This window comes from Fimbriimonadaceae bacterium (genome assembly GCA_019638775.1).
GTDB lineage: Bacteria > Armatimonadota > Fimbriimonadia > Fimbriimonadales > Fimbriimonadaceae > JAHBTD01.
This window is the reverse complement of sequence record JAHBTD010000001.1, coordinates 1,089,307-1,108,246: the sequence shown is the minus strand read 5'-3', so window position 1 is coordinate 1,108,246 and position 18,940 is coordinate 1,089,307. Positions and strand designations below refer to the sequence as shown.

At 56.1% G+C, this 18,940-nt stretch carries 21 protein-coding genes and 1 tRNA gene; 9 read left to right on the top strand and 13 right to left on the bottom strand.

Translation table 11 applies throughout. From position 1 onward, the window contains the following. Positions 1-97: 97 nt before the first annotated feature. Together KF784_05205 and KF784_05200 are read left to right on the top strand one after the other, a co-directional pair. Entirely contained in the window at positions 98-703 is a 606-nt protein-coding gene (locus KF784_05205) for a ribonuclease HII (GenBank protein MBX3118441.1), read from the top strand. Beyond that, complete coding sequence (locus KF784_05200; GenBank protein MBX3118440.1) at positions 682-1,053, top strand: YraN family protein; 372 nt, start codon at positions 682-684, stop codon at positions 1,051-1,053. The genes KF784_05205 and KF784_05200 overlap by 22 nt, the downstream gene beginning before the upstream one ends. A gap of 57 nt (positions 1,054-1,110) precedes the next feature. On the opposite strand, the gene KF784_05195 is transcribed toward KF784_05200, so the two are convergent. Both KF784_05195 and KF784_05190 read right to left on the bottom strand, forming a co-directional pair. Next, entirely contained in the window at positions 1,111-1,890 is a 780-nt protein-coding gene (locus KF784_05195) for a sulfite exporter TauE/SafE family protein (protein MBX3118439.1), read from the bottom strand. Further along, positions 1,891-2,364 carry a 6,7-dimethyl-8-ribityllumazine synthase gene (locus tag KF784_05190; protein MBX3118438.1) on the bottom strand — a complete coding sequence of 158 codons (474 nt, stop codon included), beginning with the start codon at positions 2,362-2,364 and terminating at the stop codon, positions 1,891-1,893. Between the two features lie 552 nt (positions 2,365-2,916). Here KF784_05190 and KF784_05185 point away from each other — a divergent pair. After that, a complete protein-coding gene (locus KF784_05185; GenBank protein MBX3118437.1) occupies positions 2,917-3,447 on the top strand; it encodes an antibiotic biosynthesis monooxygenase in 531 nt (176 codons plus the stop codon). 35 nt (positions 3,448-3,482) lie between these two features. Here KF784_05185 and KF784_05180 read toward each other — a convergent pair. Beyond that, positions 3,483-3,558: transfer RNA gene (locus KF784_05180), tRNA-Arg, on the bottom strand. Between the two features lie 65 nt (positions 3,559-3,623). Here KF784_05180 and KF784_05175 point away from each other — a divergent pair. Further along, positions 3,624-4,061, top strand: a complete 438-nt coding sequence (locus KF784_05175) for a DUF2314 domain-containing protein (GenBank protein ID MBX3118436.1) — start codon at positions 3,624-3,626, stop codon at positions 4,059-4,061. On the opposite strand, the gene KF784_05170 is transcribed toward KF784_05175, so the two are convergent. Genes KF784_05170 through KF784_05155 form a run of 4 tightly spaced genes read right to left on the bottom strand, consistent with a single transcriptional unit; the run spans position 4,058 to position 8,283 of the window. Continuing rightward, complete coding sequence (locus tag KF784_05170; GenBank protein ID MBX3118435.1) at positions 4,058-4,843, bottom strand: metallophosphoesterase; 786 nt, start codon at positions 4,841-4,843, stop codon at positions 4,058-4,060. The genes KF784_05175 and KF784_05170 overlap by 4 nt on opposite strands. A gap of 23 nt (positions 4,844-4,866) precedes the next feature. Then, complete coding sequence (locus tag KF784_05165) at positions 4,867-5,703, bottom strand: metallophosphoesterase (GenBank protein MBX3118434.1); 837 nt, start codon at positions 5,701-5,703, stop codon at positions 4,867-4,869. Between the two features lie 12 nt (positions 5,704-5,715). Continuing rightward, a complete protein-coding gene (locus KF784_05160) occupies positions 5,716-7,524 on the bottom strand; it encodes a bifunctional homocysteine S-methyltransferase/methylenetetrahydrofolate reductase (protein MBX3118433.1) in 1,809 nt (602 codons plus the stop codon). Then, on the bottom strand, positions 7,525-8,283 hold the full coding sequence (locus KF784_05155; GenBank protein MBX3118432.1) for a matrixin family metalloprotease: 759 nt from the start codon (positions 8,281-8,283) through the stop codon (positions 7,525-7,527). 219 nt (positions 8,284-8,502) lie between these two features. On the opposite strand from KF784_05155, the gene KF784_05150 reads away from it, so the two are divergent. Further along, complete coding sequence (locus KF784_05150) at positions 8,503-9,282, top strand: hypothetical protein (GenBank protein ID MBX3118431.1); 780 nt, start codon at positions 8,503-8,505, stop codon at positions 9,280-9,282. Between the two features lie 5 nt (positions 9,283-9,287). On the opposite strand, the gene KF784_05145 is transcribed toward KF784_05150, so the two are convergent. The 4 genes from KF784_05145 to KF784_05130 are packed head-to-tail and all read right to left on the bottom strand — an operon-like array spanning position 9,288 to position 14,170. Continuing rightward, entirely contained in the window at positions 9,288-10,064 is a 777-nt protein-coding gene (locus KF784_05145) for an ABC transporter permease (GenBank protein ID MBX3118430.1), read from the bottom strand. A gap of 33 nt (positions 10,065-10,097) precedes the next feature. Further along, positions 10,098-11,570, bottom strand: coding sequence for a CPBP family intramembrane metalloprotease (locus KF784_05140; protein MBX3118429.1), 1,473 nt, complete (start codon positions 11,568-11,570; stop codon positions 10,098-10,100). After that, the gene (locus KF784_05135) at positions 11,567-13,540 is read right to left on the bottom strand and encodes a hypothetical protein (GenBank protein MBX3118428.1); all 1,974 of its coding nucleotides are present in this window, start codon (positions 13,538-13,540) and stop codon (positions 11,567-11,569) included. The genes KF784_05140 and KF784_05135 overlap by 4 nt, the downstream gene beginning before the upstream one ends. A 21-nt stretch (positions 13,541-13,561) precedes the next feature. Continuing rightward, positions 13,562-14,170: a class I SAM-dependent methyltransferase gene (locus KF784_05130; GenBank protein ID MBX3118427.1), complete on the bottom strand. Its 609-nt coding sequence runs from the start codon at positions 14,168-14,170 to the stop codon at positions 13,562-13,564. Positions 14,171-14,277: 107 nt separating this feature from the next. On the opposite strand from KF784_05130, the gene KF784_05125 reads away from it, so the two are divergent. The 4 genes from KF784_05125 (at position 14,278) to KF784_05110 (ending at position 17,244) form a co-directional block, all read left to right on the top strand. After that, positions 14,278-14,883, top strand: a complete 606-nt coding sequence (locus KF784_05125; protein MBX3118426.1) for an aminodeoxychorismate/anthranilate synthase component II — start codon at positions 14,278-14,280, stop codon at positions 14,881-14,883. 148 nt (positions 14,884-15,031) lie between these two features. Next, entirely contained in the window at positions 15,032-15,397 is a 366-nt protein-coding gene (locus KF784_05120) for a hypothetical protein (protein MBX3118425.1), read from the top strand. 222 nt (positions 15,398-15,619) lie between these two features. Then, a complete protein-coding gene (locus KF784_05115) occupies positions 15,620-16,501 on the top strand; it encodes an FAD-dependent thymidylate synthase (protein MBX3118424.1) in 882 nt (293 codons plus the stop codon). Between the two features lie 59 nt (positions 16,502-16,560). After that, a complete protein-coding gene (locus KF784_05110; protein MBX3118423.1) occupies positions 16,561-17,244 on the top strand; it encodes a hypothetical protein in 684 nt (227 codons plus the stop codon). Here KF784_05110 and KF784_05105 read toward each other — a convergent pair. Both KF784_05105 and KF784_05100 read right to left on the bottom strand, forming a co-directional pair. Further along, on the bottom strand, positions 17,241-18,521 hold the full coding sequence (locus tag KF784_05105; protein MBX3118422.1) for a M48 family metalloprotease: 1,281 nt from the start codon (positions 18,519-18,521) through the stop codon (positions 17,241-17,243). The two genes, KF784_05110 and KF784_05105, sit on opposite strands and share 4 nt — an antisense overlap. 3 nt (positions 18,522-18,524) lie before the next feature. Then, entirely contained in the window at positions 18,525-18,914 is a 390-nt protein-coding gene (locus KF784_05100; protein MBX3118421.1) for a cupin domain-containing protein, read from the bottom strand. Between the last annotated feature and the right edge of the window lie 26 nt (positions 18,915-18,940).

The following is an 18,940-nucleotide window of genomic DNA, read 5'->3' as shown; positions in this document are numbered from 1 at the left end:
TAACAGCTGAGTTGTCTATGATCTAATCGGCCTCACGATTCCCTATTTCTCCACACTCCGAATCTTTACCGCTCTCCCATCCGACTGAACCTTGAGCATGGTCTTAGAGCGGACGGGGGCACTAGTTGTGGGAGTGGATGAAGCAGGGCGCGGACCGCTTGCCGGACCAGTGTCCGTTGCCGCGGTGGCCCTGCCGGATGGGTTTGACATCACCGGCATTCACGACTCCAAGCAGCTTTCCGAATCCCAACGCGCCGCGGCCTTCACGCGCATCCGGGAGCAGGCGCTCTGGGCCATTGAGCTTTCCGAGCCCGATGAAATCGACCGTCTCAACATCCTTCACGCCACAATGGCGGCGATGTGTAGGTCTATCGAAAGGCTCGGCTTTGAACCGGAACTGGCCTTGATCGACGGCAACAAGATTCCGCCAGGGTTAGGGTGCGCCGCTGAAGCGGTGGTGAAGGGGGACGGGAAGTATGCTTGCATTGCCGCCGCCTCGATCCTCGCCAAGGTCACCCGCGACCGTTTGATGGTTGAGTACGCCAGCCAGTACCCCCAGTACGGTTTCGACAAGCATTTCGGCTACCCCACGCCCGAGCACCTCGCCGCGCTTCGCGAGTACGGCCCTTGCCCGATCCACCGACGGTCTTATGCGCCCGTCCAGGAGGCCGCCCTCCAGCCATGTCTAATCTTCGAAGCGTAGGCGCAGAGGCTGAGGATCAGGCGGCGGCTTACCTTGTTGGCCTCGGTTGGACTGTCATCACCCGCAGGCACAAAACCCGTCGGGGAGAGCTTGATATCGTTGCGCTGGACCCTGCATCAGAGTCGGGCGAAACGCTGGTCTTTGTCGAGGTGAAGCAGCGGAGCAAGGGTGAGCATCTGCCCGAAGAAAGCGTCGACGCGAAGAAACGGAGGCATGTGATCGAGGCGGCGAACCTGTATCTGGCGGAGTTTGGAAATGAGGATCGGGGCGTACGGTTTGATGTGATCGCGATCGACGGTGACGGGCTGAGGCATCATCGGGATGTCTTCAATGCGGACGGCATCCTCTGATTCCCTCCCTTCCATTTTTCCGGAAATGGAGGGGAGGGTTAGGGTGGGGAGGTCGCGCTACTTTAAGAAGAAGTAGACAACCATGATAAACCCATAGATTGCAATGGCGATGCGGAGCTTGTCTGAGTTCACCTTCTGCGAATACTTTGCGGCGTAATAGCCCCCGGCAATGCCTCCTAAAGCCAAAGCCACACAGCTTATCAGCCAAATCTTGCCCTGGACGAGAAAGACAACCGTCGCGCTAAAGTTGATCGCCAGCCCCAGCCAAACCTTCATCGCATTCAGCTCGTGGATGTTGCCCTCGATATAGAGCGCGAAAGCGGCGAGCATCATGATCCCCATTCCCGCGCCGAAGTAGCCTCCATAGAGCGATACGAAGAACTGAAGGATCACACCGGCAACCGGTCCCATCTCCTTTTGATGCTTTAGTGACCACGCCTTGATCTTTGGCTGAAACGCCAGCAAGAGCGCGGCAAGCAGAATCAGCCACGGCACGATCGCTTTGAAGAGCGCTTGTGAACTCGCCACAAGAAGCCAGCCTCCGAGGGTTCCGCCAAGAATTGTGGGAATGGCAAGGAGCTTGAGATAATGCACTGTCTTCGGCAGCAGGTTCCAGAACGCTACTGCACTTCCAATCGAACCAGGCCACTGCGACGCAGCATTGGTGGCGTTAGCCTCGACCGACGGCACACCGATCCCCACCATAAACGGGAAGGAGATGAGCGACCCACCACCGGCGACCGCATTGATGGCCGACGCTACAGCTCCAATGACGGCAAGAGCAAGCAGGGTGAGCCAGTCTTGGGGAAAGGCAAAGTCGTGGGTGAGAACCTGCACTTAGCCGCCCTTCACCGCGTCGATTACGTTAGCTAGCTCAAGGGCGGCAAGCGCGGCTTCGCGGCCTTTGTTTCCCATCTTCATACCCGCACGGTCAATGGCCTGCTCCGTGGATTCGGGTGTAAGAATTCCCCAGGCAATAGGTGCCTTGTACTCTATTTGCATCCGCATGAGAGCGTCGCTGACATCGGCTGAGAGGAGCTGCGCGTGGGTGGTTGCGCCTTGGAGAATGCACCCTAGAGCAATGATGCCGTGCGGGCGCGATGGCTCGGGCCGTTCGTAAAGGACTTGAACGACAGGCGGAATCTCCCAAGTGCCTGGAACGCGGATGACTTCGATGTCGTTGGCCCCGTGGCGTTTTAGCTCGTCCAGAGCGCCTTCGACAAGCTCCTTGACGACGAACTCGTTCCAACGGCTCGCCACAATGGCAAAGCGCTTTCCAGCAGCATCCATACGAACGAGAACCTCTTCCACAGGGAAGAGTATGCACAAAAAAACCCCGACGGGTTGAAGGAGGCAGACCGTCGGGGCAATGGTTGGTGTTCTACGCTTGGCTTGCTTATATCGCTCGCTCAATTCGTTGCTTAAAGCAACTTATGTTAACAATATGACCCGAAACACCAATTTGTGAGACGCCTTTTCTTGCGCACTTTCTGTTCGTTTCCCCGAACATAGGTTCCTTTTGCGCATGCGAGAGCAAGTTTCGCCTACTATGGCGCACAAAAAAGCCTGACGAATCACGAAGGAGGAGATTACGTCAGGCGATCAATGGTGTTCTTTGCTTGGTTTGCTTAGCCGGCGCTCTTTGGTGCCCTCTGTTGCGTCGCGTGTGACGCTGAACACATTCTAAAGCTTCATTCCAAAGAAGTCAAGAAATTTTTGCGTGTATTTACCCGATGGGTTTCGCAACGAAAGCAGTGAATCAACAGAGACTGCTGTTCCTAAATGCGTGAAATTCGTGCATAGATCGACTTCGAGGTGGGTCGGAAAGACCAGGGGTGCCAAAGGGGTTCGTACAATTCAATCATGACTCTAAAAAACTTGTGTCTTGTCGGCTTCGGCATAGCGTTTGGTGTCTGTATTGGGATCACGGTTCCCAAAGCACAGGCGCAGTCGCAACAGGGTGGTGGGCAGGGCGTTCTCACAGTGCGGGATTTTCCGGACCTCGTCAGCGGCCTCAAAGCAACTCCAGGTTGTATGCAGGTCAAGACAAGCTCATTCAACGACGGCAAGCAATTTGCGATCTATGCCTGGTTTAAGAATAAGGCGGCGGTCGACGCTTGGTACAACTCGCCGATGCATCGAGAAGCGATGAAAAAGTTCTTCCCGAACATGCCAGGTAAAGCGCATTCGCTCACCGGGTTTAAGGACGAGAAGTCGCCACTTCTGGTCGTCGCGACTGTCACGCCTTCGGATAAGCCGACCGTAGAGGGCTCACCCTTAGCAGTTTCGCAGATTGCGATCGAAATCTACACTCCGGTGCCCGGTGGCGTTGCCGTGGGTGGCAGTTTTGGTCCGAAGGAGATGGAGGTTCCTGGGCTGATTAGGATGCAGTGAGGCTGGAGTCAGAGACCTACCGTTGCAAAGGAAGATGGCGCCCTCAGCGAGACTCGAACTCACGACCCACTGCTTAGAAGGCAGTTGCTCTATCCACTGAGCTATGAGGGCGCAGATGCGAATATTATGACGCCATGCAGTGTGACAGATTTGGGCTCAGACCCGTACTCAAGAGTATGAACCGACTTTGGGCCATCTTCGCAGTGGCGGCACTCTTGTCTACCGTCGTCTGTGGTTGCAAGTGGGAGACCAAAACGCACATCGATCCTGCGGAAGAGCAGGCCAAAGAGGCCAAAAAGCTAGAGGCCCTAGCTGAAGCTAAGCGGACGCTGCCCGACTTCTGGGCCAAGTACGAAGCGTACGGCGGTACCGACGCAACTTACTCCGTCAAGGTGCGGCTAAAGGACTCCGTGGGCAACACCGAAGACTTGTGGGTGAGCAGCTTTGAGCGCATCGATGAGACTCGGTGGCGTGGAGGACTTGCCGATGCGCCCAAAAAGATCACCGGCTTCAAGCAGTTCCAAATCATCGAGTTTAATCCAGCGGACATCGTCGATTGGTGGATCATGGACTCTCGCGGAAGCAGCACGGGTCGCTTCACGGGATATGACTAGTCCGACTCCAAAGTAAGGATGTCTACTGTTGGCGGGCAAAACAGTCTGGACGGAGGCCCGGTGGTTCCAATTCCACGCGTCACAAAAAGCGGGGTCGAGGCTTCTGGGTAGAACCCATCGACGTACTTCTTTCCCAATCGAGTGTACATAGGCGCCCAGCCATTGGGTAGTCGGAACTGGCCTCCGTGAGAATGCCCGCTGATCATCAGACACGCTCCGCTTGGCAGCCAGTCCACGAGATCGGGCTCGTGCCAAACCACGATAACGGGGTCCTCCATCAGGCTCGTCACGCGCATCGTGGCAAAAGGATCGGCGGCAGACTCGGCGGCAGAATCCACGCCTGCCCAGGTCACCCCACCATGCCGCCAAGCCTCGTTTTGGAGGAGCTTGATGTTCAGTTCGTCGTAAATCGGGCGGATCAATGCGGGAGTACCACTCCAGTACTCGTGGTTTCCGGGCACGGCTACGACGTTGCCATTCATGAGCAACAAGGGTTCAAGGACGTCGGCGAGCATCCCGAGCGATTCTGGCTTCCAGTACGCAATGGTATCCCCCGGGAGAACCACCATGTCTGGCTCTTCGGCAAGGGCAGCGGCAATGGCTCGGCGTCCCAGGTCGCATGTGTATTCGTCGCGCAAATGCAGGTCACCAATCACGGCAATCTTAAAGTTGGCGAGCCTTTCGGGCCAGCCTGCCAGACGAAGTCTTGACCGTTGGATCACCAGTCGGTTGGATTCGACCAGTGCGCCGTAAACAAGCGTTGCCGCGCTAGCCGCAGCCACGCCAAAGATCAGGTTGCGGAGTTTTATGCCTCACCTCGCAGAGTAAGGATGGAGACTTCCGGAGCCGAATACAGTCGTACATCGGGGCCGACTGTACCCACTCCCCGCGTCACATAAAGCGGCACGTTGGCATCCGGGTAATAGCCGCGGATGTAATCTCGCGCTCCTCGGGGCGTATGAACGGCATAACCGAAGGGGAGACAAACCTGCCCGCCGTGACTGTGCCCAGCAAGCATGAGGCTGATGCGTTTATCGATCCGTGTCACAAAATCGGGTTCATGAAAGAGCGCAATGGTGGATTTTCCGTCGTCCTTTGAGCTGAGGGTGTCGTGGCGGTCTCGGCCTGCGATGCCGTCATCAATGCCCAAAATCGTGACTCCATTGACCTGAGCGGTTTCATTTCGGAGCAGCTTTACTTCACTGCGTCGAAGGCGGCTAATCACGCGTTCGGGATGGTCGAGCCAGTAGTCGTGATTCCCAAGTACGGCATAGATTGGGACCGACTCGCCTGCCGCAGCTCTTAAGAAACGATCCAAGCCAGCATCTGCGGCGGGAGTGTTTTGATTCAGGAAGTCTCCACCGATGAGGATGACGTCCGGTTTTTCGATCAGAGCCAAACGGAGGGCTTCAATCGCGCGATCGGCCTGCGGAGTGTTGTTTGTGTGGAGGTCGCTGATGAGACCCACACGAAAGCCATCGGCATCCCACCTGGGCAGTTTCAAAGTCGTTTTCTCAACCGAAAGCCGACGTGCTTGCCCCCATTCTGCCGCTGCCGTGAGTCCAATTCCGCCATACAAGAGCGTCTTGAGAAGACGACGTCTTGAAGTGCTTTTTGCGTTTGAGGAGCTTGACTCGGGCACGGCTGACCTTACCTAACGCGCCGCTTCCATGACACGTTCCGCAAGGAGGAGATTGCCCGCCGGAGGCATCAAATAGAGACCTTGGGCGCACTTGCGGATGGCAGCAGCAAGCTTTTGCGACTCTTCCACGCCCGCTTCTATGGCTTCCTCATCCGTATCGGCATCGGCCATTCGTTTGCGGAGCCAATCGGGGATCACGATCCCGGGGACTTCGTTGTGCATGAATTCGGTATGTCGATGACTTCGCAATGGCATCACGCCCACAAAGCTCGGCAACCCAAGTTTCGTGCAGCACTCGATGGCCTTATCCACCATGGCTTCGTCGAAGACGGGCTGGGTGTAGACCAGGTGCGCGCCCGCATCGGCTTTGCGCTTCAGTCGGTCGTATTCCAAGTCAAAGTCGAGAGCCATCGGGTTGAAGGCCACGGCGATGGTGAAACCGCACTTCATGCCCACGCTGTACCCGGCAAGGTCGTTGCCTTCGTTCAGGCGCGAAAGGATTCGCGTTAGGCCGATCGCGTCCACGTCGAAGACGCTGGTCGCGCTGGGGTAGTCGCCAATGTTTGCGGGGTCGCCGGTAACAGCGAGGATGTTTCGAACGCCAAGTGTGTGGCAGCCCAAAAGGTCGGCTTGTATAGCGAGCAGGTTTCGATCGCGGCACGAGAAGTGCATTGTGGCGTCGATGCCAAGGTTCGTCTGAATCTCGTGGCAGACCGCCATCGGGTTCATCCTGAGCCGCGCCCGCGCGCCATCCGAAATGTTGATGACATCGGCCCCAGCATCGCGCAATCGTTCAACCGCCGAAAACAGCTTTTCAAGTCGTAATCCACGCGGGACGTCCACTTCTACCGCGACGACAAACTTCTCACCCAGCTTTTCGCGCAATGCCGTCGGTGGTGTTGTCGGAAGCTCCTTGGCGGCGCCTGATGCCAGGGTTGTTGTGGCTCTTTTGCGAACCTTTACCGGAGCTTCATCCAGCGCTCGGCGTATCTCGCGAATGTGATCGGGCGTTGTTCCGCAACAGCCTCCGATGATGCGCGCACCTTCCTCAATGAGCTTGAGGGAAGCCTTCGCAAAGTACTCCGGCGACGTGTCGTAGGCGATCTCTCCTTTGACCAATTGCGGCAATCCGGGTGTAGGAAAAGCGAGCACAGGTAAATCGGAGGCTTCGCTGAGCATACGGACCAAATCGGTCATCCGCTGTGGCCCGACGACGCAGTTGGCTCCCACCGCCGCAACACCCCAGGACGCCATTCGCTCAGAACACCGAAGGGGGAACCCCTCGGCAAGCGTTTCGCCATCTTCGATGTAGGCTTTGCTGACGATGATCGGGAGATCGGAAACAGCTTGGAGCGCTCTGACGGCGACCTCCAATTCATCGATATTGATAAACGATTCGAGGATAAAGCCGTCGATGCCACCTTCGATTAGGGGTGCTGCAACCTCAGTAATGGACTCGGCAATGTCTTTGGGAGAGAGCTGGCCGATCGGCTCCATCGACTTTCCAGCCGGGCCAATCGCACCGAGAACGAGCTTGGTTCTCCCGGCTGCTTCGCGTGCGAGCCGTGCGCCTTGAAGGTTGAGCTCAGCGATGTCGACTTTATGCCCCGCCATCTTAAAGCGGTTCGAGGAGAAGGTGTTGGTCTCAACGAAATCGGCTCCGGCGTCGAAGTATTGCCGGTGCACTTCTATGACCAACTCTGGAGCCATAATATTGGCCAAATCGGTCGGTTGGAACTTGAAGCCCATCGCGGCCAAGACGGTTCCGTTGGCCCCGTCGCCAATGAGGCAGGGCATCGTCAGCGCCTCGGTTAGTCGCACTCAGAGAGTGTACCTATCGAAGCCAAGAACCCAGCCAGACAAGGATCGTCGGCGAATGTCCATCGCTTCATTTCGTAACTTTCGGAGGCTATCAAGCTCTCGTGAGCTAACTTTCGTAGCAGGACGGTTGAGAACGAGCGGTCCCATAACGTCACCGATCTGGTCGCTATCGTTCAAGCCAAGAATGTGTCCAATCTCATGAGCGCTAATGTGTCGCATCTGAGCGACATTCATGGCTTGTCCGTTGGGGGCAACGGTACGGATGGAGATGTTGGCTTTGAACTCGACGTCGTAGCTGCCGTCGTCCAGTTTGCGGACGATTCGCCGCCAAGTCGCATGACCGCCTACCTGGGCTGCGTAACCTTGCACATTCCCACGGAACCCGACCACAACATCTGCGTCTGACCGCCGATCGGTTTCGATGAAGCGTACGGTGTTCTGGATAACGGGAGCCCACATGTCAGCTCCATCAAAAAAGATCTCGCGAAGCTGGGCCTGCTTATATGCAGGAGCGGTAGCAAGGTCGAAGTAGACCTTCACATCGGAGTTTAGGAGGATGGCGTCCGATTGAGCCATTGCGCCTTGAAAGTCGTTCACCTTGAGGTTGTCGTTCGCGCGGTTGAGGTGGGTTTGCAGATCGGGCAAGAACCCCGGTCCCCGGAGAAGGTCACCGTCGCGGGCCGCTCCAAAGACTGTCGTGCCGGCCAAGGCAACGCACAGGAGCGCTCTTTTGATTTGTCCACACGCAATAAGATGCAAGGCATTCCTCCCGAGCACGTCCACCCTTCGAGTTGCCTTGCCGCCCTAAAAACCAATAGCCCTCGACGTGCTGTATTCAGATCATCGGTAAGAGGCGCGTGGAGCCTTAGGCGATACAGCCGGAAACATCAAAAAACCCGCAATCTGTTTGGCGTATGCCGTATATGCGCAGCCCTGTCTTGCAACGCGATGGTGCCGATAGCGTTAAAATCATCAGGTTTGCAAATCAAAGACTTTATCGAGGTCTGCCTCAAAGACCTTCCTGATCCGAAGCCTCGATTCCTGACCGGGGAGTCGATGTTGATTCAGGTTCAGGAGCCGGAGGCCTACCTGGTCCGCTCTCTGCGCGACATCTACGGGCGTGCGGAGAGGTTCGTCACTGTGCTGCGCAGCAGTGGCATTACCCTTGCCGACCTCGATATGCCCAAGTTGTTTGAGCCTCCGGGGCCGGAAAAGTCGAAGGAGCTAAACCAGTGGCTCAGCAGTCGCGCATGCGTCGCTTCTTCGCTCGTTCAAGGCTTGCCCAAACTTCTCGGGACGGGATTCAATGGACGGCTCGCGACGAGCCTCTCGCATACGGATGGCATGGCGGTTGCCGCCGTTGCGGCGCTCGACGAGGGGGGCACCAACCTCGGAATTGGCATCGACGTAGAGAAGGAAACCCGCCCGGTTGCTGAGCGCATTGTCACCCGAATCTCACTTCTGGACACACCGGGGTTGCCCATCGAGCCGCTCACGCGGTGGACGATCAAAGAGGCCGCGTTCAAGGCGCATAACGTGAAGGGTTCGGTGATGAAGGATTATGCTTTGCTTAGGGTTCGGCAACAGCCGGACGTGTTGATCGCGGAAGGTGTGTTTGGCGATGTGGCTTTCCGAACGTACACAACGACCCTGACGGGGCACAAAGTGACGCTTGGAGTGGCATGGCAGAGCGATCAGCCCTCAGCTGTCAGCGATCTGCCCTCAAAAGAGGAAGGATCGCCGATAGCTGATAGCTGATCACCTCAATAAAGAATCTGCGCCAGGATGTAGTTCGCAACGTAAACGAGAACCATCGAGATCACGACTGTGTTCGTGGTCGCTCGTCCAACGCCTACGGCGCCGTTGGATGTCCGCATCCCCTGTTGGCATGCGACTACAGCGATGATCAGTCCGAAGATTGGGGCCTTGATCAACCCGCCGACAAAGTCCCAAGGCGTCACAAACTGCTGCATCGAGTTCAAGAACAATCCGCCTGGCACGCCGCTTGCTTGGGCGACCAGCATGCCTCCAAGAACGCCCGAGTACACGCCCACCATGCACAAAATGGGCAGCATCACCGCCGCAGCGATCATACGCGGAAGAACGAGATAGTTGCTCGGGTTGACGCTCAGCATTCGCAGAGCGTCGATCTGTTCGGTCACATTCATCGATCCGATCTGGGCTGCCATCGCCGAGCCGCAACGTGCGGCAACCATGATCCCAGCCAAAACTGGAGCGATCTCACGGGTGACAGCAAGGCCGACCGCACTGCCGACAAACTGGGAAGCCCCATATTTGAGCAAGAACTCGGACGAGTAGAGCGCCAGAACCGCGCCAGAAAAGAAAGTGGTCAGAGCCACGATGGGAACGGAGGCAACCCCGATGAAAGCCATTTGATTGATCGTTTCAACGATCTCGGCGGGACGACGGAAGATCCGGCGAGCAGCTTCCCAGACGATCAGCGTACATTCGCCAACGAACGTAAAGACGCCCATCGCGACATTGTTGATCGGCTGGAATAAACCCACTTGCTTCGCCATCGCTTCCAACATACCCTTGAGAGAACAGACGGATCAGAAGATGGCTAGCGTCAGGATGACCAACAGCAAGTTATGAGTAGCGTGCATCACGATCGCGGGAATCAAAGATCCTCGCATGTTGGTGAGGATCGAAGCCGTAATGCTGATCATCGCCAGTGGCATCCACGCGGGAATACCGGTTGGGTGGATTGCAGCAAAGGCGAGCCCAACAACAACCGTCGCAAGCACCGGTCTTCCCATTAAGCGCACCAGGCCCGGAAGCATTGCCCCCCTAAAGGTCAGCTCCTCAATAATGGGGGCGCCAATAGTTGCGGCAAAGAACAGCACGAGTAGGGTGAGCGGGCTTTGATTGGTTTGGAGCTCGACGCTAATCGGGTGTTCCGCAGGCGGCAACCAGGAAAAGATCAGATTGGAGATGAGCGCAACAATGAGCAGCACTGGAAGATTTGCAAGCGCGCCGCCAACTCCCCAAAGAATGTTCTTGCCCAAATCCTGGCGTGAAAAGGACAGACGGATAAGCGAAGGTTTAGACTGCGAGAAAGGAAGGCTCGCTATCCAGATCGCCGCTACAATTCCCATTCCTGTAGCGAGGGCCATCGCTGCTTCTGCATCCATCGCCGGCAAGAACAGGCTCGCGGCGATCCATTGAGTGCCGAAAAATGTCGCGAGAATCCGTGCGGCGCACATCGCAAGTCGATCGCCTTCCGGTTGTGTAAGCGTCCCGACCGGGTGTCCTTTCGGCAGCCAATTGCCGGAGATGCGCATGTAGAGGTAGCCGATCAGCGCGATGATGCCAAGCCCAATGCCCAATGCCCAGATGCTTGTCACGACCACCGAAAAGGTGATTTTTGAAGTGGGAAGGCCCTCAACTCTCGCGGTTTTTGACCCGGCTCTTTCTAGGGCGTGAACGCCCGCCCAGCGAAAAGCAAACTTGCTCGATTGGAGCTTGTCGTAGATGACCTTGGCGCGCTCAAGGTTCGGAGGGGTCTCGGCGTATGCTTCAGCGATCAGCTTGTACTTTGTTGTGTCGTCTAATGGAACGGCGTCGCCTGGCTTTGGCTTGGCAGACTGCTTGTCTTGCTTCGGAGGTTTCTCCTGGTATTCGTTGAGTGTCTTGAGCAGTTCGGGCGGCACGGGCTCGTTCCGCTCAAAGTGCATGGTCGCCAAAAGCGCAGCGGCTTCTGGTTCGGCTTGGGCTTGCTCTTTGAGCTCCTTCATCGGAGTTACAAGAGCATCAAGCGGGTAGCCGATGCTCTTCGAACCAGCCCGCTTGGGAGCTTCTACTTGCAGAATCACGCTGCGGAATGTTGTATGGTGCTTGGAAAAGTCCGTGCGCGACTCACGACCGCTCCCGAGATAGTTGGCAAGCGATAGTGAAATCAAAAGGAGCAGCAGCAGGCTGAGCGCGATAATGCCGAAGTAGGAGTTGGGCTCTTTCGGCTCAACGGGCTCTTCCAATAATGGGGGAGCTTCAGGCACATCGAAGCCCGGCGTGGGCTCGCTCATTGAGCCCCCAGGGCGCGTTCATTGAAGCTGATCGTATAGGAACTCTGTTTGGTAATCAAGGCCATTGTCATCCAGATCGTTTCCGCCGCATATTCACCGAGAAGGATGCCCAAGGCAACGTTGCGCAGCTTGTCATATCCACGAAGGCCGTAATAGCGCTGCACGAAGTTCTTCACGAGCAAAGCGATCATCAGCCCAAACCAATAGTAGTCCACTCCGAAGTTCATAGACAGGACGTACCCAACAGGATGGAGGGGGAATGCTGGGAATCTGAACCGAACGGCGTCGAGCCCCACGACAATCGCAAAACCCAGGAATGTCATTGCAATCCCAAGCAGATCGGGGCCCTTTCGCCCGTTCACCATGTTCTGGGTGTAGGTGTAGGCGTCTGTCCAGCGCTGATGCCCGCCTGTGCGATAAACGAGCGCAGTATAGAGGTGCATCGCCAGGAAGAAGGAGACAACCATCGCTGCGGTGACATACCAAAACATCTTGCGCTGGCGTATGTTGGCGAGCTGCCCCATCTTCATCGATTCGAGCTGATACGGCATCACATGAGTTCGGTGGATGCGGTTCATGAAGATGAACACGTTGTTTAGCCAAACGATATTCTTGTCCGATAGCCAACTCGTCCCAAGGAACCGGCCCATGATGCTGTTTGGCCCGAAGAACGCAAATTCATGCGTAGGTGGGCCCAAGGCTGCTCGGATTCGCGTAACGACGGTGCTGAACGCGAGGAAGAGGGCAAAGTAGATGGCGGTGTACCAAGGGGGCAGGTCGCCTAGTGTGCCAACGACAACGATGAAGCTAAAAGCCACGATCAGCCCCGTGAAGGCCCAACGGTGACGTACTCCGTCGTCCTCGCTTGAAGCTCCGGTTTTGATGTCGCTCCACACCCGCTTGAGATAGCTCCGAGCCATCCAGATGGCTGAGATAAACAGCGCAATGACACCTCCCCACGATTGCTCGTCGAAGTAGGGCGGTCCGGGCGCGATATAGGTTCCCGAAAAGGTGTCTTGAGGGATGCCGTTGGCGGCAAGTACGACGTGCGTGATCTTTCGCAGAAAGTAGAAAAAGATGATGCTAAAGAGCAGATCGCTGGGCATCAGGAGCCCAATTGCCGCCATGAACGGATAGATGGCGAGGGGCATCGACCCCATGTTGCTCAGCGGGGGATCGGTGAATAGATCGCGGATGTTGACGATGTCTTTGGTGGGGACGTTCGGGAGGCTTGGGTAGAGAAAGTTCAGCCCATTGAGCATGTCGATGGCGAACATGATGCCGAACGCCATCCACATATATTTGCTTCGCCACATCGCTCCGGCGCCGTTGTTTTCCGACATTGCCACGGGAAGCTGGATCAGGGGGAAGGTGAGGCGCTCCTCCTTCGTCCACATGCCGCGCATGAGGCTATTCAGACAGAGCATCGCCATGCAGGCGCTTAAGAAGATCGCTCCCCAAGCCACATAGGTCAGCCAGTAGACGCCCACCTTGCTGTTTGTGTAGGCAAGGTCTCGCCCACCCCCGCTCATGTCCTGGACTTTGGCAAGGTCTTTGACCGCCAGCCAGTCCGGCATGTTGGGCATGATGATGTTCTTGACCGTTGGGTTCGTCTCTGCCGCGAGCGGATAAGCATGCGTGAGCGCATGAAAGGTCTTGATCCATTCCGCACTGACCGCTCCTGCCACCGCGACAACCGAATAGATAATCACGAGATCGGCAGTGGTGAAGACCTGCTTTGGCGCAAATCGCCGCAACCCCAGGTTCGCCAAAACCATCACCATAAGCACGCTGATTGGGGCCGTTAGCAGCGAGAAGATGTGCGAAACCTCTTGGTTTACACAGGCGTAGCAGACCGGGATGCACCACAGGATGGCCAGCCAGACAGCACGAAACCTGCCGCCGACGAGGGTTTGAGTCTCAGTAGGGGCGGTGGCGCTTTCAGGTGGGGGATTTGGCAGTGCGGCCATCGGGCGATTCTCAGTTCGCCATTAGCGGTTAGATTCCTGCTTTGCTGGCTTGCGGGCGATCAGATGAAACACGTGCCAGTGCTTCAAATCCCCTTGCACCGTCTTGCCGTCGCGTTCCACTTCTTCAAAATGGATCCTCTCCATCCCACGTAAAAGACGGCTCACTTCTTGGCGAGAGTGGGTGAGACTGTTCGACGCCCACTCGTCGTTCGGGCCAAGCAGCTCGCCCATGAAAATCCCTCCCGGTTTAAGGGCACGTTTGATCTTGCGCCAAACCTTCGCGAAGTCCTCTGGGCTCAGCATGAAAAGACAAAAAGCGGCAACCACGACATCGGCCTTCGGGAAGGGCATCTTCTCCATCGTGGCAGTCTTCACGGTGATGTTTGTGCGGTCTTGTAATCGGCCCTTGAGGATATCCACAGCCTCTGCTGAGGCGTCGATAGCGATGACGTTGAGGCCCTTGTCGGCGAGCCAAAGTGCGCCATTTCCCACTCCGCAGCCCAGTTCCAACGCAAGCCCCTGCTTTGGCAGAAAGGGCTCCAGCGTATGGTAGATCGGGTGGACGGGTTTGGCGAGCACTGCGCTGAAGTAAACATCGTCAATCGTTGGCTGCTCGGCGCGTTTGGGCATGAGGATATTGTGCCGGATTGGGAGGGTGTCCCATACTGTGGGATGAATCCAATCTCAGCACGGTCTGTTGCCCCCTGCCCTTGCTCCCATCAAAGTATCATCACACCATGATCCTGGTGATCGACAACTACGACAGCTTCACCTACAACCTTGTGCAAGAGCTCGGCAAGATCGGGGTTGAGGTTGCCGTCCACCGTAACGACCAGATCGACATCAGACAGATCATTGCGCTTAAGCCGGCAGGGATCATGCTCTCCCCCGGACCGTGTACGCCTGAGCAGTCGGGGGTTTGTCTAAACGTTGTCGCAGAAGCCCTCAAAGCGGAGGCTGGCCCATTCCACGGGGTGCCCATCTTTGGCGTTTGCCTTGGGCACCAAGCGATCGGACTTGTTTCCGGGAGCGTTGTTCAGCAAGCAGGGAAGATCATGCACGGGAAGACCTCACAGGTGAGACACGACGGCAAGGGGCTGTTTGCGAATATGCCCAATCCGTTTCGGGCGGTGCGGTACCACTCCTTGGTCGTGACGAGAGAGACCGTGCCCGATGGTTTCGACATCACGGGTTGGAGCGAAGACGACGATGAGGTGATGGGATTAAGACACCGAACGCTTCCTGTTGAAGGCGTTCAGTTTCACCCGGAATCGATTCTCACCGAGCAAGGCGAAAAAATCGTACACAACTTTGTGAACATGGTCCACGCTGCCCAAGTCTAATCTGCTCAGTGCCACCACGATATTGGGTCGCTGCGGTGATTTTCTCGACAATTCTTCACCGCGCGACAAGTCAAGAAAAGTGTGAGAAATCGGTAGGCGCAAATTCACAAGAACGAGTTGAGAGCGTTACATAATGAGCTTGGGGCCAATGAAATTTATCCTTCTAACCGCAGAACAAGAGCTCGTTGATGCTGCCAAGGAGGGCTTCCACCCCTCCGACGAGTTGAAAACATTCTCGGATTGGCAGAAGGCGCTCGACGCTTGCCACGAAGCGGACATGATTTTTGTCGATCAATTGTCCACCCTTGACGAACCGCACAAAGTCGCAGGGTATGAGCGGTTTGCCGAAGCCAAAATGGCCCATGAATCTGCAAAAGATGTGCCTCTTGTGTTGATCGCCCCACCGGAGGACTATGAGCTGGACTTTATCGTCGGTTGGCCCGATTTTGTTTTTGCCCGGCTTCAGCGCCCGGTCACCCCGAAGATCTTTCGCCGCGCGACAACTTGGGTGTGAGAAGAGCTGTCCGCTATCGGTGATCAGCCATCAGAGATCGGAAATCGGCCTTCAATTCATAGCCCAGACCATCGAGTGATCGGCTATCCGCAGCGTGTGATCCAAAACGGCTGTCCATGACCTTGGTTTTCCCATTCATCACTCATCGCTATCCGCCAACTCCGAGCTACTTTGATCGCGTAGCGACAGCCAAACCCCGCCCAACCGTGCCAGAATTCCTCAATGGCTCGCATCATCGTGGAAGAGGCCGAGGCGCTTCTCGATCAGGAAATCAAGGTTCTCGATAAGGGGTTTGTTCGGCTTGTGGACTACCTCGGGGGAGATCAGCGCATCGTCCAAGCCGCCCGGGTGAGCTATGGCTCTGGAACAAAATCTTTTCGCCAAGACCGGGCCCTGATTCATTACCTTCTCCGCAACGAGCACACATCGCCTTTTGAGCAAGTTCAACTCTCCTTCCACACCAAGATGCCGATCTTTGTGGCGCGTCAGTGGGTGCGCCATCGAACAGCAAGGTTGAACGAAATCTCTGGCCGCTACAGCGTCATGCGCGATGAGTTTTATGTGCCTGATGCCTCGCGAATCCAGTTGCAGAGCGCCGACAACAAGCAGGGAAGCTCGACCGATACGCTGCCTTTGCCGGAGGCGATGGCGCTCATCGACCGTCTTGAGCAAGAGCAGAAAGAAGTTTACGGGCACTACGAAGAGATGATCGAGAAAGGGGTCGCTCGGGAGCTTGCTCGGATGAACCTTCCGATCTCGTTGTACACGGAGTGGTATTGGCAGATCGACCTCCACAACCTCTTTCACTTTTTGGCTCTTCGAATGGATGCTCACGCGCAGTACGAAATCCGGGTCTTTGCCGAGGCGATGGCGACGTGTGCGAAAGCAGTTTCCCCGATCGCTTACGAGGCGTTTGAAGAGCATAAGCTTGGCTCGGTGCGATTTAGCCGTGGAGAATGCGTGGCCCTAGCAAAGATGCTCGAAGGGAAAGAACATGGCCTCGAAGGGAGGCCGCTTGCTGTTTTTGAGGATAAGCTGTGCAAGCTGCGCTCAACAAGTGCAGCGGAAGAGCCCGGCGAGCCGGAATTGCCGAGTTCGAGCTAACAATCTGTCGAAGTTTCATTGTAGGAACTGACTCTTTCCAGAGGTTCGTAATGCGGGTTATGAATTACAAGTTCGCCATCGCAACAATGGTGATGGCGATAGCCAGCACTGTTTGGGCTCAGAACTCACAGGCTGAGCAGCTTCTGTCCGACATGCGCGCAGCTTATCAAAAGCCGCAGACGATTCACATCAAAACGCAAGCGACGCTGTTGATGGAAGCCGCAAAGTCCCCGCAAACCATGCACTTTGACCTCACCTTCAAAAGACCATATAAGGTGTATTGCAAGGTGACACAGTTCCCTGGACAAGAAGGGAAAGACATTTATTGGGTTACCGACGGGAAGACGCTCAAGAGCACCGGCCCAGAAGGCACACGAAAGGGCACCATCAAGCCAGATGAGATCGGCAAGGGTTGGCCGATCAACCTTGAGTGTCTCTCGTTTTGGGATTCAGACAGACAGCTCTCCACCAAGGCCGGTGCGAACATGGAGAAGAGCAAGTTCGTCATCCTTGAGAATGAGGCTTGGAACGGCAAGGAGTGGACGGTACTGGAGGAGACGGCCTTTGGGCAAGACGTCTTCGTTCGCTATTTCATCGACCCCAAAACCTTCTACATTTGGCGTTGCGAAGTATGGGATTTGGAGCGCAAGACCGCCCGCTACGATATCAAAGTGACTGAGCTTGAGATTGACCCCGTCGTGGACGACAAGATTTTTGATATCTCTAAGGAGATCGTTCGCTAGCGGGCATCCCAAATGCGATACGCATAGAAGAATAGCGCGCGTTTGATCGCCCGAAGCGATTCGTCACGGGCCGCGCTCAGGCTCGTTCCCATAGCCTCTGCATCTTCACGTCCCAGTTGGAGCAACTGCTTTCTGCGCGAGGTGATTGCTCCGGCTTCATCAAGGGAAACCTCATAGAGCTCTGGCACTTGGTCGAAGAAATCGTTGAGCCTTACCGCTACCTCTTTAGCGCGGGCTTGGGCGTCCGTTCCACCGAGAACGAATAGGCGTGTGTCGTTGAAAACGCCTTCGACCTTGCCCCCTTCCGTCTCTTTGAGCACCACGCGAAACGTTGTGCTGGTGGCAGACCGCTTGATCGGAATCTTGGCCTCTTCGAGGTATCCCGTGATCTTCTCAGCACGTTCGCGAGAGGGTGGGTGGCTTCGGTAGATGCCCCAGTCGATGGCCTCCATCGCACGTTGGTCCCGCGCGAGCCGCTCCATAAAAGTCAGCAGCCCAACTGGGTTGTACTGCGTCAGCCGTAGATACTGGAACGAACCATAATCGGCAGAAAGCTCTGCCTTCTGGCTCCAACCGCTGCTGGCGGCTTGACTGGCAAGCTGAGCCAACGTGAGAGCGCCCTGAGTGCCGCCCCGGCCCCCGGAAAGGATGGTGACGAGGATCAGGGGGAGCGTGAGGATATCGAATTTGCTTTGTTCGCGGGAGAGCGTTGCCAGGTGCCGAAAAGCGGCATGAGCGACCTCGTGGCCGATAACGCCGGCGAGTTCATCGTCACTCTCGGCATACTTGATCAGTCCTTCATAGAAGTAGAGGTATCCGCCGGGGATGGAGAAAGCGTTAACCTGGTCACCTTCAACGACCTTGATGGAGTAGTCGAACGGGCTCAGCCGCTGGTCGCCCCAAGTCACGTTCACGAGAGTGGATTGGGCGACCTTGAAAATCGGCTCAGAGACCCGCTTAATGCGAGCGATGTACTCTTCGTTCTTGCTGAGCTTTACCTCCTTTTCGACCTCTTTCGAATACTCTTTGCCAAGCTCCTTGTCGGCGTCGATATCCTTCTGATTGGGGAGTTCTTGCTTCTGGTCTGTGGCTTTTGCCTGACTCCAGGCTGTCGATACCAGATACTCGACGACGGGGGGAAGCTCTGTATCGACTCGCTTAAACGGACGGTCTAGATAAACATACACACCGCTGTAGTTCACCCGTGATTGAGGGATCTGCACACTGGCAGATGGAGAACTGGTTAGGAGTGCAGCAGCGAGGGCGGTTACGATCATTTCTTATCCCTTCGACGTATGGGTCGAGGACTCCGATACGGCTATTGAGTCCTTCGATCCGTCCTCCAACAGCACGGGACGGTCCCTTTCACGATTGACAATACATAAGATACCGAATGGTTCCCTATTTCGATTTCGAAACTGATGGGGTTCGCCACCCGATACGCGAACGACGTCTTGTTCGGTAACTTGAGTCCAATTGTCGCCTAATCGAACCTCACCGATGCCGCGCAAAACGATCACACAATGTTCGTGTTCGTGCTTCTCGAAGCTCGTGTATCCATCGGGGGCGATCTCAAAATACCGGACTTCAAACTGAGCGTCGGCAGCTTCGGAGAGATTTCGCCGTGTGACACCCACCCAGGTGCCAGGCTCGTCTTTGTACGTCTGCACTTCGACACCAGGCCAGCTCCAATTTC

Bases quoted from the DNA above. Each gene is read 5' to 3' on its own strand.
- KF784_05205 (MBX3118441.1), top strand. From the start codon at position 98: ATGGTCTTAGAGCGGACGGGGGCACTAGTTGTGGGAGTGGATGAAGCA.
- KF784_05200 (MBX3118440.1), top strand. From the start codon at position 682: ATGTCTAATCTTCGAAGCGTAGGCGCAGAGGCTGAGGATCAGGCGGCG.
- KF784_05185 (MBX3118437.1), top strand. From the start codon at position 2,917: ATGACTCTAAAAAACTTGTGTCTTGTCGGCTTCGGCATAGCGTTTGGT.
- KF784_05175 (MBX3118436.1), top strand. From the start codon at position 3,624: ATGAACCGACTTTGGGCCATCTTCGCAGTGGCGGCACTCTTGTCTACC.
- KF784_05145 (MBX3118430.1), bottom strand. From the start codon at position 10,064: ATGGCGAAGCAAGTGGGTTTATTCCAGCCGATCAACAATGTCGCGATG.
- KF784_05140 (MBX3118429.1), bottom strand. From the start codon at position 11,570: ATGAGCGAGCCCACGCCGGGCTTCGATGTGCCTGAAGCTCCCCCATTA.
- KF784_05135 (MBX3118428.1), bottom strand. From the start codon at position 13,540: ATGGCCGCACTGCCAAATCCCCCACCTGAAAGCGCCACCGCCCCTACT.
- KF784_05130 (MBX3118427.1), bottom strand. From the start codon at position 14,170: ATGCCCAAACGCGCCGAGCAGCCAACGATTGACGATGTTTACTTCAGC.
- KF784_05125 (MBX3118426.1), top strand. From the start codon at position 14,278: ATGATCCTGGTGATCGACAACTACGACAGCTTCACCTACAACCTTGTG.
- KF784_05120 (MBX3118425.1), top strand. From the start codon at position 15,032: ATGAAATTTATCCTTCTAACCGCAGAACAAGAGCTCGTTGATGCTGCC.
- KF784_05115 (MBX3118424.1), top strand. From the start codon at position 15,620: ATGGCTCGCATCATCGTGGAAGAGGCCGAGGCGCTTCTCGATCAGGAA.
- KF784_05110 (MBX3118423.1), top strand. From the start codon at position 16,561: ATGAATTACAAGTTCGCCATCGCAACAATGGTGATGGCGATAGCCAGC.
- KF784_05105 (MBX3118422.1), bottom strand. From the start codon at position 18,521: ATGATCGTAACCGCCCTCGCTGCTGCACTCCTAACCAGTTCTCCATCT.